Below are 14,188 nucleotides of genomic sequence, written 5' to 3' on the forward strand. Positions count from 1 at the left end.
TGCGCAGCCCAGCGGGAGCAAGCTCCCTCGCCACAGGTTGTCGGATAGCAGGCTTATTCGGCTGGCTGGCTTATAGAGTGGAACCGGCTGGTGCCGCATCCAATCTTCGGGCAATCACATCGATCACGTCGCACCCATCACGCAGTGGGATGCAGCAAAGCTGTGCCAGGTCCTGAAGGGTGGCGGGGTCGATGGTCAGTTCATCGCGCATCGCCAAATTCTCCAGGAATTGGGTGGCAGCACGGATTCGGTAGGCTGCTGAGTCGAGCAGGATGTGTAGCGGGGCGGTGGTGTCGACGTAGAGGGGTTGATCGTCGGCGTTGCTGGTAAGGCCCATGTATTGATTCATAAGTAAGCTCCACTGGATAGTTTTGCCCACTGCGGGTCGCCAAACCCGGCCACCATTTGGGCGACGCCAAGACTATAGTCGCCACCGCAAAAAATACGCAAGGGATTGATAGGGAAGGGGATTCCCAATCATATGTAGGACGTTGCCATAGCCCTGAGTATCTGAGCTGTATGTCTTACAGCCAGGCAAGCCCCTCACGTACATCAGACCAAAACACAACGATTTGTAGGATATTTCTGTAGCCTCATCGCCAATATCTGCCCGTTACCCCCCATTTACCCCCCGACACCTCCCACATTCCAATCGCGCATTCCCACCCTGCGCGGGATAATACGGCCCTGCCTGGGGTCACAAGCTTCCCCCTCGTTGGTATTGGCGTCTCAGAAGGATCGAACGCATGACAGATTGGCTCCAGAGCTACGGAGAAATGGCTGAACGGGTCCGCCGCCATCCTTGGGAGGAGACGTCGCTGGGGCCGCCAGTGCAGTGGCCCGATGTGTTGAAAACCACCGTGGCGCTGAGCCTGGCCTCGCATTTTCCCCAGGCCATCGTCTGGGGCCCGGACCTGATTACGGTGTACAACGATGCGTTCCTGCCGATCCTCGGCAGCAAGCCCGAGGCGCTGGGGCGAGGGTTCGATGAGGTGTGGCAGGAGGTCTGGCGCGATATCGGGCCGATCGTGCAGGCCGCCTTCGAGGGGCAAGCCACTTATATAGAGAACTTCCCCCTGATCATCGAGCGCGGCGAGGGGCCTGAGCAGGCCTATTTCACGTTCTGCTACAGCCCCATCCGTGACCAGTTCGGCACGGTGGTGGGCATGCTGGACACGGTCACCGAGACCACTTCCACGGTGTTCATGACCCAGCGGCTGGCGGTGCTGGACGCCATCGGCACCGCCGTGGCGAATGCCCCCGACCCGCAGGCCATCATGGCGACCACCACGCGGATCCTGGCGGCACACTTGAACCTGTCCAATTGTGCCTACGCCGACATGGATGAGGACGAGGACGGTTTCACCATTCGCGGCGATTGGGCCCGGGTGGGCTCGCCGCATATTCTCGGGCACTATCGGCTGGCTGATTTTGGCCGACTGGCGGTCACGAATCTGCGGGCCGGCAAGCCGCTGGTGCTCAACGATAATCTCAAGGAGCTGCCGCCGGAGGAAGCGGCGGCGTTCCAGGCCCTTGGCATCGCGGCGACTATTTGCGTGCCGTTGATCAAGGGCGGGCGATTGACCGCGCTGATGGCGATTCACGACAAAACGCCGCGGATCTGGTCGTCCAACGATCTGGCGCTGCTGATGGAAGTCACCGAGCGCTCCTGGGCCCACATTGAGCGCGCCCGTGCCGACGCCGCTGTGCGCGAAGGCCTGGCGGCCCTGGCCGAGTTGAACGCGACGTTGGAGGAGCGGGTCGAGGAACGCACCCCCCGGTTACAGCAGACCGAAGCGGCGCTGCGCCAGTCGCAAAAGCTCGAAGCCATCGGCCAGCTCACCGGCGGCGTGGCCCATGACTTCAACAATTTGCTGACAATCATCCGTTCTTCGGTCGACTTCCTGCGCATGCCCAACCTGTCCGACGATCGCCGGCAACGCTACATGACGGCGGTGTCCGAAACGGTGGAGCGTGCTTCCAAGTTGACCAGCCAGTTGCTCGCGTTTGCTCGGCGCCAACCCTTGAAGCCGCAAATCATTGACGTGGGCAAGCTAGTGCAGAGCCTGGGGGACATGCTGCAAACCGTCACGGGGGCGCGGATCCAGGTCAACGTCGAGTTGTGCGATCGGCCCTGTTACATCCGTGCGGATTTGAGCCAGTTCGAGACGGCGCTGATCAACATGGCCCTCAACGCCCGGGATGCCATGAATGGCCAGGGCACGCTGTGGCTGCGGCTCAGTTGTGGCGGTGGCATGCCGCCGATCCGTGGTCATGCCGGGGCCGGGCAATCCTTTGCCGCCATTGCCTTGGCTGATACGGGTACCGGTATAGACGCGCAAGTGCTCGAGCACATCTTCGAACCCTTCTTCACCACCAAGGAAGTGGGCAAGGGCACGGGGTTGGGCTTGTCCCAGGTGTTTGGCTTTGCCAAGCAGTCCGGTGGCAACGTCGATGTTTCCACCGTGGTGGGCGAAGGGACGGTGTTCACGTTGTACCTCCCGGAGGTAGAGCCCGAGAAAAACCACGAGCCGGTCAAGGAAGAACACACGCACCTGGTGCTGGAAAAGGGCAAGCGTCGGGTGTTGGTCGTGGAAGACAATTTGGAGGTGGGACGTTTTGCCAACCAGATCCTCCAGGACCTGGGCTACGAAACCGCCTGGGCGACCAACGCCGAAGAAGCGCTGGAGATGGTCGGCCAGGATGCGATGGCGTTCGACGCGATATTTTCTGACGTGGTGATGCCCGGCATCAGTGGGATTGCCCTCGCGAGAGAACTGCGCCAGCGTCGCCCGGACCTGCCGGTGGTGCTGACTTCTGGTTACAGCGAAGAGTTGGCCCACAGCGGTCATGAGGGCTTCGAGTTCTTGTCCAAACCCTATTCCGCCGATCAGGTTTCCCGGGTTTTGAACCGGACGATGCTGGGCGCTGAATGAGTGTTTCCTTTCTGAAACAGTGGGTTCCATTCGTCGGCGAAGGGTGTTGTTGAATCAACAGTCTGTTGATGACCGACTAGTCTCACTCGTGAAGGTCGATATTGTCAGGCAACCGGTTGTTGCCGGTATGGACCTCAATGAAAGGGGAAAGGCAATGGGAACACCGTACAGCGAGGAGCACGGAGCCACATATCCGATCAATGAAGGGTTGCAGTGTGGCCAGTCGACCTACCATGCAGACTTTGGCGATGAACCGATCAAGTCCATCAGGACGAAGGTGGCCAAAGTGCAGCGAGGGGAGAAGTCCAAGTTTTTGCCCAGGGTTCCGGTCAAGAAGTGACGACAAGTCGTGGCCAGAGATCGTTCCCGCCGGGCCGCATAGGAGCTGTGTGGGAGCTGCGTAGGAGCTGTCGAGTGCAACGAGGCTGCGATCTTTCCCCAGACAATTGAGTCTCAAGCGATAGATCAAAGATCAAAAGATCGCAGCCTTCGGCAGCTCCTACAAGGATATCCCGGTCTTTACATAAATATTTTTCATCTTTTCTCAAACCGCGGTTCCTTTCACGTTTCTTTCACAAGCAGGTACGTACTCTGAGCTCATCCGTTAGAAAGCAGTACCTGCCCGTTTCCCCAGCGGGCTTTTTTTTGCCTGTCATAAAATAATCCGCCGTTTCGTTGTCCAACCGTCATGGCTGACGTGGTGTGGCGTAAACTCGCGCCCGCACGCATCGGCCATTTCTCCCCGAAGCGGCATTCTTGAGGTCTCTATCATGCGTTTGACTTTGTCCACCTTGTTACTGGGGTTAGTGGTTGCCCAGGGCGCGATGGCTGCCGGCGACGGTACCGCCGCGGTCGGCGGTGGTCTGGGCGGTGTGTTGGGCAACGTGGTCGGCCAGCAGATGGGCGGCAGCACAGGCGCCGCGATTGGCGCCGGTGTCGGCGGCGCAGCCGGTAGCGCCGTGGGCGCGCGCAAAGGCAGCCGCCCGGACGCCGCCATCGGCGGTGGCCTGGGCTCGGCCGGTGGCTCGATTGTCGGTAACCGCCTGGGCGGCTCCACCGGCTCCACCGTCGGCGCAGGTATCGGCGGCGCGGCGGGCGGCGCGTTGGGCAGCAACCTGTCCAATGACAACGACGGTCACTCTGGTGGCAAGAAGCACAAGCACAAGAGAAAGCATCGCTAAGCGGATGCTTGGATGAATGGACCCGGCCTCATGCCGTGATGCTGTTCAACTAGAAAAAACGGCGCTTCTTTCAGAAATGAGAAGCGCCGTTTTTTTGGGCTTCTTTTGATGCCTGAAGCAAGGGCAACAGACAGCGCCAGCCGCTGTGTAACAGCACCACCGCCATCGCGAGCAAGCTCGCTCCCACAGGGGATTTGGGGTGTTCGTAACATTTGCGTACGACACAAAAACCTGTGGGAGCGAGCTTGCTCGCGAAGAGGCCAGCACATTCGACATCGTCATCGACTGTGACACCGCCTTCGCGCGCAAGCCCGCTCCCACACAGGGGAACGATTGCCGCCCCCCCGCCTCAAATTCATACATCCATCAGCAATCGCGAGGTGTGTCATGACGCCGGAAACTGAAGGCAAGGAAGAAAAAGGCCCGACGGGCGTTCCCTTCATCAATGATCCAGGCCTCAACGACCCAGGCAACGAAGACCCCGGTTCCCTGATGGACGACGCCCAAGTGCCCTTGCTCGACGATGAGGACGCTGAACTTGAGGACGAATCCTACAAATGAAAGCCCTCAAACGGATCGCCCGCGTTCTTTAAGCTGCAGAACAGGTGCGCTCACCTGCCAGGAGGTTGTATGACTGCCGATTCCCACGCCCCCAACGACGAAACCCCGGAATACCCGCTGCCGTCGCCGACCAACCCGCTGAGCCGCGACCAGTTGCCGCCCGATGACGAAGCGGGCGTCGAGCAGGTGCCCAGCGACGATGAAGATGTCGAGGCGACCCCGGATGATCCGGACATCGCCGGTGATGACGCCTCCGGCAAGCCGAGCTGATCGACAGCCCCGCCCGTCGATCCAGTGGCACCATCGACCCTTCACGCATGCCACACATCAGGTAAGTACCTTGAAAAGGAGACTCACCATGATGAAGTCCAACATGACAGCGCTGACACTCGCCGGGATTCTTTCCGTCAGTTCGTTGGCCGCTTTCGCACAATCTTCCAGCGGCACGCCTCCCGTGGACAAGGGCGGGATGCCACCTTCTTCGGAAATGGCGGCTGGCTCAACGTCCGGTGCCAGTGGTAACGCCTTGCCCCCAGGCTCCGTCGGTGGTGGCAATGGCGGCGATGCCAGCGGCAGCAGTACCAGCCCCGGCACGGGCAGCGGTTCGACGAGTGGCGGCAGCACGATGGGCGGTGCCGACGCCGGTGGTGGCACCAGCGGAGGACCCGGTACCAGCGACAGCGGTGGCAGCTCGGGCGGCAGCGGCTCGGGATCGGGCGGCTCCGGCAGCTCGGGTCAATAACCGCTGCATCCTCATCCGAACCGATCCGCTTTTTTGTGGCGAGGGAGCTCGCTCCCGCTGGGGTGCGAAGCAGCCCCACGATCTTACGGTCGCTGCGCAACCGAGCGGGAGCAAGCTCCCTCGCCACGAAACCCGTCCATGGATTTCCCATTGCCGGTTCCAAGCCCCCTTCGTTATCCTGCTGAATCCTTTAAGGCGAACACGCTACCCTGGCCGCACCTGAGCCATCCCTGGAATGTTGTGTTGATAACGGATCAGATGCGATGAATGCACCGCTGAACGAGTTTGGCCCGATCAAGGCTGTGATTTTCGACATGGACGGGCTGTTGTTGGACACCGAGGGGATCTACACCGAGGTGACTTCCATCATCGCCGAGCGCTACGGGCGCACGTTCGATTGGAGCGTCAAACAGAACATCATCGGACGCGGGGCCGTGGACCTGGCCAATTACGTCGTCCAGGCGCTGGAATTACCGATCACGCCCCAGGAATTCCTGGTCATCCGCGAGCCCTTGATGCGCGAGCGTTTTCCTCACGCCCTGGGCATGCCCGGCGCCGAGGAGCTGGTGCGGCATCTGAAGGCCCACAACATTCCGATAGCGGTGGGGACCAGTTCGTCGAGCCCTACGTTCGAGCTGAAAACCACCTTGCACCGGGACTGGTTCGCGCTGTTCGATTGCATCGTGACGGCGGACGACCCCGAGGTCGGCGCGGCAAAACCGGCACCGGATATCTTCCTCACCGCCGCCCGGCGCCTGGGTGTCGAGCCGCGCGATTGCCTGGTGTTCGAGGATTCCCCGTTCGGCGTGACGGCCGCGAAAGCGGCCGGCATGACCGCCATTGCCATTCCGGATTCGGCCATGGCAGACGAAAAATATGCCCATGCCGACGGGATCATCCGCTCCTTGAGGATGTTCCAGCCAAGCCTTTGCGGTTTGCCGGAACTGGAGTGGGCCTGAAAAAAAGGGCCGCTGCGCGGCCCAGCGGGAGCAAGCTCCCTCGCCACATGGGATGAAGCCATGACCGGCGTTTTTTCATGCCTGGATCAGGCGCCGAAACCACCGTCGATGGTCAGGCTGGCACCGGTGATGTAACCGGCTTCCGGCCCGGCCAGGTAGGCGACGAAACTGGCGATTTCATCGACGTTGCCGTAGCGGCCGACGGCCATCAGCGACATCAGGCTGGAGGCGAAGTCGCTGTCGGCCGGGTTCATGTCGGTGTCCACCGGGCCGGGCTGCACGTTGTTGACGGTGATGCCGCGCGGGCCGAGGTCACGGGCCAGGCCTTTGGTCAGGCCGACCAGCGCCGATTTACTCATGGCGTACGTGGCGCCGCCAGCGAAGGGCATGCGGTCGGCATTGGTGCTGCCGATGTTGATGATTCGACCGCCTTCGGTCATGTGCCGCGCTGCCGCCTGAGTGGCGACGAACACGCTGCGCACGTTGACGGCCAGGGTCTGGTCGAAATCTTCGAGTTTGAATTCATCCAGCGGCCCCATGGCCAGCACGCCCGCATTGTTGACCAGGATGTCCAGTCGGCCAAACGCCTCGACGGTGGCGGCGACGGCGTTACGCACGGCGTCGGCATCGGCGCTGTCCGCCTTGATCGCCAGGGCCTTGCCGCCCGCTGCGGTGATGCTGTTCTGCAGTTCTTCAGATTTCGCGCCGGAGCTGACATAGGTGAAGGCCACGGCGGCGCCTTCTGCCGCGAGGCGTTTGACGATGGCGGCGCCGATGCCGCGCGAACCGCCTTGGATCAAGGCGACTTTACCGTTCAGTGCTAGGTTACTCATGATGTTCTCCAAAGTGTGCCGGGGCGAGATGCCGCGGTGATGGAGCGAGTATCAAGAAGCGGTCATGGGCTGTGTAGACCGTCATTGCTATAGTCTGTCTAAACCAAAAGTTTAGAGCGGTGCCAGTGGAGACCTTCAACAGTATCGAATGCTTTGTGCGCAGCGCCGAAGTCGGCAGCTTTGCCGAGGCGGCGCGACGCTTGAGCGTGACCCCGGCGGCGGTGGGTAAAAGCGTCGCCAAGCTGGAGGCGCGAATGGGCGTACGCCTGTTCCAGCGCAGCACCCGCAGCCTGCGGCTGACCGAAGCCGGCCAATTGTTCTTGACGGAGGTCGGCAGCAGCTTCAACACCATCCAGAACGCTGTCGCCAACCTGGCCAGCGCTGGCGGGCAACCGGCGGGGACGCTGAAGGTGAGCATGGGCACGGCGTTCGGTCGATTGTATGTCGTGCCATTGCTGGGGGCGTTTCTGCGACGCTACCCAGCGATCAACCCGGATTGGCATTTCGATAATCGCCAGGTGGACCTGATCGGCCAAGGCTTCGATGCCGCCATCGGCGGCGGTTTCGAGCTACCCCAGGGCGTGGTGGCGCGCAAGTTGACGGTGGCCCATCGGGTGCTGGTGGCTTCTACGGACTATCTGCAAACCCATGCCGTGGTGAAAGAGCCGGAAGATCTGGCGAAGCATCAGGGCATCCTGATTCGCTCGCCACAAACCGGGCGCGTGCGTTCCTGGCAGTTGACCAGCCGCAGCCGCGAACATAGTCCGTTGACGCTCAAGACGCGCATGACCATGAGTGATTCGGAAGCCGACTGCGCGGCCGCGGCCCAAGGCCTTGGCATCGGGCTGGTGAGCATGCCGGTGGCCGTGCCCTTCTTGGAATCCGGGGCGCTGCAGCGGGTATTGCCGGACTGGTACGTCGATGATGGCAACATCTCCATCTACTACGCCGAGCACAAGTTGCTGCCGGGCAAGACCCGGGCGTTCGTGGATTTCATCATCGAGCAGTTTGCCGAGCAGGGGTTGGCGCGGCGGTTTAGTGCGGTTTGAGCCAGGCTCGGGACCGCGTTGGCCCGAATCGCGAGCAAGCTCGCTCCCACAGGGGTGGGGGTGTTCACAAACCTGCTGATCACCACCGATCAACTGTGGGAGCGAGCTTGCTCGCGATTGAGGGCAGCTCGGTCTAACGCCGTGCACTCACCGCCCAAACCGCCCCGGCCAGCCAATGATGGTCTTGGGCCGCGGCGTGGCATAGGTGCGCACTTTCGACGTCGACAACCCCAACCGCACCAGCGATTCGGCAATGGTCACCGCCGCCGTCACCCCATCGACCACCGGCACCCCGGTGCGCTGGCGGATCTGCTCATCGAGCCCGGCCATGCCGCCGCAGCCCAGGCAGATCACCTCGGCCTTGTCCTGGCTGACTGCCAGCTCGGCCTGCCGCACGATGGCTTCAACCGCCCGCTGCGGATCCTGCTCAAGCTCCAGCACCGCCAGGCCACTGGCCCGTACCGAGGCGCAGCGGTCGAACAGGCCGGACAGCTTGAGCCGGTCTTCGATCAGCGGCACGGTGCGGTCCAGGGTGGTAACCACCGAATAGGCATGGCCGAGGAACATGGCCGTGCTGGCGCCCGCATCGGTGATGTCCACCACCGGCACGTTCAGCAGTTCCTGCAGGCCTTCGCGGCCATGTTCGCCATAGCCGGCCTGGATCACCGCGTCGAACGGCTGGTCGTAGGACATCACCCGGTCCATCACCGCGATGGCCGCCAGGTAGCTTTCAAAATTGCCCTCGATGGAATCGGCGCCGAAATGCGGCGTGAGCCCGACGATCTCGGTGCCCGGCGCGGCGACGGCCTGGGCCTGGCGGGCGATGGCTTGGGTGATGGATTCGGTGGTGTTGACGTTGACCACGAGAATTCGCATGAGCTGTCCTCCTTAACACACAAAAGTAAGCGGCCCGAACCGGGCGGGCCGTTCGGGCGATCAATGATGAACGTTATCCACAGCGATGGACTCACCGCTGACGTCCTCGTAATACGGCTGGCGCTTGGCGATGATCAGGTACAACAACCCTGCAATCGAAGCGCCAATCAGCCAGGAAAACGGTGAGACGGCGTCAAAACCGGGCACCAGGGCCAGGATGATGGCGATCAGCGCGGCTGGAATGAATGCCGCCACGGCACGCAGGTTGACCCCGTTGCTGTAGAAATACGCACCGTTTGGGTCCTCGCTGTACAGTTGCGGCACGTTGATGCGGCCTTTTCGCAGCAGCCAGTAGTCGACCATGATCACGCCGTACAACGGCCCGAGCAGGGCACCGAGGCCGGACAGGAAGTACACGATCACCAGCGGGCTGTTGTAGAGGTTCCACGGCAGGATCAGCACGGCGATGGCGGCGCTGATCAGCCCGGCGCGGCGGAAGGTCAGGTACTTGGGCGCCAGGTTGCTGAGGACAAAGGCCGGGGCGACGAAGTTGGCCATGATGTTCACCGCCACGGTGACGATCAGGAAGGCCAGGCAGCCAAGCACGAGGAAGAACGTGTTGGGGATCGAGGCAATGACCTGGGTCGGGCTTTCGATGATCTGCCCATTGATCTGGAACTGCGCGCCGCAGAGCAGGATGGTGATCCCGGCAAACACCAGGATGTTCACCGGCAGGCCCCAGAAATTGCCAACGATGATGGTCCGACGGCACGGCGAGGAGCGGGCGAAGTCACAGAAATTGAGAATCAAGGTGCCGTAGATCGACAACCACAGCGCGCCACCGGCAAAGATATTGCGCCACATTTCGCCTCCGGTCAGCGGCTCGCGGATCGACCAGGCAATGGTGGCGTCGGCCTGGGTGTACATCCACCCGGCGAGAGCCGCGACGGTCACCAGGATCACCGGGCCAGCAAAACCTTCATAGCGGCGCACCATCTCCATGCCGTAGGCCAGGATCACCAGTTGCACGAACCAGATCGCCACGAAACACACCCAGCCCAGGCTCGACAGGCCGAGGATCGAGTCGCGGTCGTAGTCGGCGAATCCCGGGTGGATCGCCACCAGCAACACGCGGAACACCACTGACGCCAGGTAGGTCTGGAGCCCAAACCAGGCAATGGCGATGACGGCCCTGATCAATGCAGGAATCTGCGCGCCGTGGATGCCGAAGCTGATCCGGCTGATCACCGGGAACGGCACCCCGGTTTTCTGCCCCATGTAGCCGGACAGGTTCATGAAGCCATACACCAGCGCCGCGCCGATCCCCAGGGACAGCAAGATCTGCCAGCCGCCCAGGCCCAAGGCATAAAGGCCGATGGCGAAGGAGTAGTTGGCGATGTTGTGTACGTCGTTGGTCCACAGGGCAAAGATGCTGTAGCGGCCCCAGCGGCGGCCTGCGGCCTTGGTCGGCGCCAGGTCCTTGTTGTGCAGCCTCGGGCTCAGCGCCAGGGACGCGGTGTGGTCTTCGAGGGCAGGGGTGGAGGAGGGCAGATCCAGCGCGATGTTATTGGAGAGACTTGTACGCATTCCGGCAGGCTCCTGATTCTCGGCGCAGCGATGACTGTGCATGAGCGCGAGGCTCGACAAATCTTCGTCGCGGCGGGCGAGCATCATTGGTTACGGGGCATCTGCAGCCTGTACGGGATAGGGCGCTTCAGGCTTGCGGATCTAAAGTGTGTGTATGTTTTATAAATGTTGTATACAAAACACTTGTCGACTCAAGCCAGATTTATGCCACTTACGGATCTATCCGTTGGAGCACTAATTTCGTTTTGTTATGGGTTTTAAATAAGTAACTGAAATGCCGTGATTTAAAACTGACCGTTTAAACAGGTATTTATTTTTTGGCGAACGCCAGTGAAGAAGGGAGAGCAGATAACGCGGGAAGGAAGGTGTAACCTTTCGGGGCAGTTTCGGATTAAGTGCACACAAAAATGGCACTTGTGGTGACATTTTTGTGTACAGGGTCCGGCGCTTGCTTAGACGGCCTTGGATTTGGCGATGATGTTGCCGGCGTGCAGCCCGCATTCTTTCTGAGTGGCTTCTTCCCACCACCAGCGACCTTCGCGCTCGTGTTGGTTCGGCAGCACCGGGCGGGTGCAAGGTTCGCAGCCAATGCTGATGAAGCCGCGTTCATGCAGGCTGTTGTAAGGCAGCTCGAGCATGCGGATGTAGCCCCAGACTGCTTCGCTGGTCATCTGCGACAGGGGGTTGAACTTGTACAGGGTGCGCTCGGGGGTAGAGAACGCCGTGTCGATTTCCAGCACCGCCACCTGGCTGCGGGTGCCGGGGCGCTGGTCGCGGCGCTGGCCGGTAGCCCAGGCGCGGACATCGGTCAGTTTGCGCCGCAGCGGCTCGATCTTGCGGATGCCGCAGCACTCGCCATGACCGTCCTTGTAGAAACTGAACAGGCCTTTTTCCTTCACGAAGGGTTCAAGTTTCGTGTGGTCCGGCGACACCAGTTCGATGTCGATCTTGTAGTGCTCGCGCACCTGGTCGATGAACCGATAGGTCTCCGGGTGCAGGCGACCGGTGTCGAGGCTGAACACCTTGACGTTCTTGTTCAGTTTCCAGGCCATGTCCACCAGCACCACGTCTTCGGCGCCGCTGAAGGATAACCACAAGTCATCGCCGAATTCGGCGAAAGCCAGCTTGAGGATGTCCTGCGGGGACTTGTTGGCATAGGTCGTGGCGAGTTCCACGACGTCAAACGATGGGCTCATCAGGGCGGTTTCCTACAGGTCGGTGGCGCTGGGCGCTCTATATGGGGCTGATGGTAACAAAAGCTGTCGGGGCTGGCGCGGCCCTGTGCGTTGCGCGGGCTTCGACGAATGGCTAGAGTCGGCAGGCCTTTTGTTCGCTCAACCGATAAACATCAAAAAAATGGGAGTGTCTTGTGGAAATTGCCTGTCTCGATTTGGAAGGTGTGCTGGTCCCGGAGATCTGGATCGCCTTCGCTGAAAAAACCGGGATTGAATCCCTCAGGGCAACCACTCGGGACATTCCCGACTACGATGTGCTGATGAAGCAACGGTTGCGCATCCTCGACGAGCATGGCCTCAAGCTCTCCGATATCCAGGAAGTCATCGCCACCCTCAAGCCGCTGGACGGTGCCATCGAGTTCGTCGACTGGCTGCGCGAGCGCTTCCAGGTGGTGATTCTGTCCGACACGTTCTACGAGTTTTCCCAACCGCTGATGCGTCAACTGGGCTTTCCCACCTTGCTCTGCCATCGCCTGATTACCGATGACGGCGGGCGGGTGACCGGCTACCAGTTGCGTCAGAAAGATCCCAAGCGCCAGTCGGTCCTGGCCTTCAAGAGCCTGTACTACCGGGTGATTGCGGCAGGGGATTCCTACTACGCCACCACGATGCTGGGCGAAGCCGACGCCGGGATTCTGTTCCATGCGCCTGAGAATGTGATCCGTGAATTCCCGCAATTCCCGGCGGTGCATACGTTTGCCGAGTTGAAGCAGGAATTCATCAAGGCCTCGAACCGCAATCTCAATCTGTAACCCACGCCGTTACTGTAGGCACAAAACCTGTGGGAGCGAGCTTGCTCGCGATAGCGGTGTATCAATCAGCACAATGGCTGCTGACCCACCGCAATCGCGAGCAAGCTCGCTCCCACAAGGTTTTGTGTAAGGCCTGGGGGAGTTGGTCAGAGGTTCTGCAAGGTTTCCAGCAGCACCTTCACCTTGGTAATCGACTCCTGATACTCGGCCTCCCAGTCCGAGTCCGCGACAATCCCGCCACCGCCCCAGCAGCACACTTGCCCATCCTTGACCACCAGGCTGCGGATGGCGATGGAACTGTCCATTTCCCCGCGCACATCCAGGTACAGCAACGAGCCGCAATACAGTCCGCGCCGGGTCGGTTCGAGTTCGTCAATGATTTGCATGGCGCGGATTTTCGGCGCGCCGGTGATCGAACCTCCGGGGAAGCTGCCAGCGATCAGGTCCAGGGCGTCCTTATCCACAGCCAGTGCGCCCGTCACGCTGCTGACCAGGTGATGCACGTTGGGGTAGCTTTCCAGGCTGAACAACTCTGGCACCCGCACCGAGCCGATGCGGCAGGTTCGGCCCAGGTCGTTGCGCAGCAGGTCGACGATCATCAGGTTTTCCGCCCGGTCCTTGGGGCTGGCCAGCAGCTCGGCGGCGTGGGCCGCGTCGTCCTCGGGCGTTGTGCCACGAGGGCGGGTGCCCTTGATCGGACGGGTTTCGACGTGGCTTTCGCTGACCTTGACGAAGCGCTCCGGGGACAGGCTCAGCACCGCACCGCCCTCCGGCAGGCTCTGGAAACCAGAAAATGGCGTCGGGCACGCCGCCCGCAGCGCCTGGTAAGCGGCCCAGGCATCACCCTGGCAAGGGGCGCGAAAGCGTTGGGCAAAGTTGACCTGGTAGCAGTCGCCGGCCTGGATATACGCCTGGATGCGTTCGAACGCCTGTCGATAGGCGTCGGCGCTGAGGTCCGGCGTCATCGGGCCTTCAAGGCTGAACGGCGGAACGGGCGCCGGGGTCGGCTGGCTGAACAATGTGATCAGTCGCTGGCGTTCGTCTTCGCCGCAATGGGGGTGGAACACCAGTTGGCTGGTACCCGCCTGATGGTCGCTGACCAACGCCCAGTCGTACACGCCGAAACGTGCGTCGGGCAGTTGCAAGTCATCCTGGGCGTGGGACGGCAGGGTTTCGAGGTGTCGGCCGAAGTCGTAGCTCAAGTAGCCGATCAGGCCGCCGGCGAAGGGCAATTGCACCGTGGCCGGCAGTACCGCGTCGCCCAGTTGCGTCAGATGAGTACGCAGGCGTTGCAGGAAATCGCTGCCGCTCTCGTCTGGCAGCACCGTCAGTTGCGTAAGCGGCCAGGCGCTGAGCAGGTCGTAACGCCCACGCTCGGCGCTTGGCCGGCCACTGTCGAGCAGCACGCTGCCGGGGGCAAGACGAATCGCCGCGAAGTATTCGGCGGGGTTGGCGCGGTAGGGCAACGGGGGTACGG

At 61.4% G+C, this 14,188-nt stretch carries 14 protein-coding genes; 8 read left to right on the forward strand and 6 right to left on the reverse strand.

Annotated elements, in window-relative coordinates; all coding sequences use genetic code 11:
• Window positions 1–70: 70 nt before the first annotated feature.
• Window positions 71–349: a hypothetical protein gene (locus HGO40_RS23645; RefSeq protein ID WP_053186177.1), complete on the reverse strand. Its 279-nt coding sequence runs from the start codon at window positions 347–349 to the stop codon at window positions 71–73.
• A gap of 397 nt (window positions 350–746) precedes the next feature.
• Between HGO40_RS23645 and HGO40_RS23650 the strand changes: the two genes are divergently transcribed.
• The 6 genes from HGO40_RS23650 (at window position 747) to HGO40_RS23675 (ending at window position 6,379) form a co-directional block, all read left to right on the forward strand.
• Window positions 747–2,936 (forward strand): GAF domain-containing hybrid sensor histidine kinase/response regulator, encoded by a 2,190-nt coding sequence (locus HGO40_RS23650; RefSeq protein ID WP_250964982.1) that lies wholly within the window; start codon window positions 747–749, stop codon window positions 2,934–2,936.
• A gap of 770 nt (window positions 2,937–3,706) precedes the next feature.
• Window positions 3,707–4,117, forward strand: a complete 411-nt coding sequence (locus tag HGO40_RS23655) for a glycine zipper domain-containing protein (protein ID WP_250964983.1) — start codon at window positions 3,707–3,709, stop codon at window positions 4,115–4,117.
• A gap of 387 nt (window positions 4,118–4,504) precedes the next feature.
• Entirely contained in the window at window positions 4,505–4,678 is a 174-nt protein-coding gene (locus HGO40_RS23660) for a hypothetical protein (RefSeq protein ID WP_163006860.1), read from the forward strand.
• A 69-nt stretch (window positions 4,679–4,747) separates the two neighbouring features.
• Window positions 4,748–4,948 (forward strand): hypothetical protein, encoded by a 201-nt coding sequence (locus HGO40_RS23665; RefSeq protein WP_250964984.1) that lies wholly within the window; start codon window positions 4,748–4,750, stop codon window positions 4,946–4,948.
• A gap of 88 nt (window positions 4,949–5,036) precedes the next feature.
• Window positions 5,037–5,420 (forward strand): hypothetical protein, encoded by a 384-nt coding sequence (locus HGO40_RS23670; RefSeq protein ID WP_250964985.1) that lies wholly within the window; start codon window positions 5,037–5,039, stop codon window positions 5,418–5,420.
• Between the two features lie 263 nt (window positions 5,421–5,683).
• Window positions 5,684–6,379, forward strand: coding sequence for an HAD-IA family hydrolase (locus HGO40_RS23675; protein ID WP_250964986.1), 696 nt, complete (start codon window positions 5,684–5,686; stop codon window positions 6,377–6,379).
• A gap of 86 nt (window positions 6,380–6,465) precedes the next feature.
• Here the strand turns inward: HGO40_RS23675 and HGO40_RS23680 are convergent, their stop codons facing one another.
• A complete protein-coding gene (locus tag HGO40_RS23680) occupies window positions 6,466–7,212 on the reverse strand; it encodes a 3-oxoacyl-ACP reductase family protein (RefSeq protein WP_250964987.1) in 747 nt (248 codons plus the stop codon).
• 125 nt (window positions 7,213–7,337) lie between these two features.
• Here HGO40_RS23680 and HGO40_RS23685 point away from each other — a divergent pair, with 125 nt between their 5' ends.
• Window positions 7,338–8,261: a LysR family transcriptional regulator gene (locus HGO40_RS23685; RefSeq protein WP_250964988.1), complete on the forward strand. Its 924-nt coding sequence runs from the start codon at window positions 7,338–7,340 to the stop codon at window positions 8,259–8,261.
• Between the two features lie 147 nt (window positions 8,262–8,408).
• Here the strand turns inward: HGO40_RS23685 and HGO40_RS23690 are convergent, their stop codons facing one another.
• The 3 genes from HGO40_RS23690 to HGO40_RS23700 all read right to left on the reverse strand — a co-directional run bounded on the left by HGO40_RS23690 (window position 8,409) and on the right by HGO40_RS23700 (window position 11,920).
• Window positions 8,409–9,137, reverse strand: a complete 729-nt coding sequence (locus tag HGO40_RS23690; RefSeq protein WP_060741345.1) for an aspartate/glutamate racemase family protein — start codon at window positions 9,135–9,137, stop codon at window positions 8,409–8,411.
• Between the two features lie 60 nt (window positions 9,138–9,197).
• The gene (locus HGO40_RS23695) at window positions 9,198–10,724 is read right to left on the reverse strand and encodes an NCS1 family nucleobase:cation symporter-1 (RefSeq protein WP_250964989.1); all 1,527 of its coding nucleotides are present in this window, start codon (window positions 10,722–10,724) and stop codon (window positions 9,198–9,200) included.
• Between the two features lie 452 nt (window positions 10,725–11,176).
• Entirely contained in the window at window positions 11,177–11,920 is a 744-nt protein-coding gene (locus HGO40_RS23700) for a phosphoadenylyl-sulfate reductase (protein WP_250964990.1), read from the reverse strand.
• 173 nt (window positions 11,921–12,093) lie between these two features.
• Between HGO40_RS23700 and thrH the strand changes: the two genes are divergently transcribed.
• Window positions 12,094–12,711: a bifunctional phosphoserine phosphatase/homoserine phosphotransferase ThrH gene (gene thrH, locus HGO40_RS23705; protein WP_250964991.1), complete on the forward strand. Its 618-nt coding sequence runs from the start codon at window positions 12,094–12,096 to the stop codon at window positions 12,709–12,711.
• A 146-nt stretch (window positions 12,712–12,857) separates the two neighbouring features.
• Here thrH and pabB read toward each other — a convergent pair.
• The coding region (pabB, locus tag HGO40_RS23710) for an aminodeoxychorismate synthase component I (protein ID WP_502943350.1) at window positions 12,858–14,188 on the reverse strand (1,331 nt) is incomplete at its 5' end.

The organism is Pseudomonas sp. CG7 (assembly GCF_023701885.1).
GTDB classification, from domain to species: domain Bacteria; phylum Pseudomonadota; class Gammaproteobacteria; order Pseudomonadales; family Pseudomonadaceae; genus Aquipseudomonas; species Aquipseudomonas zanjanensis.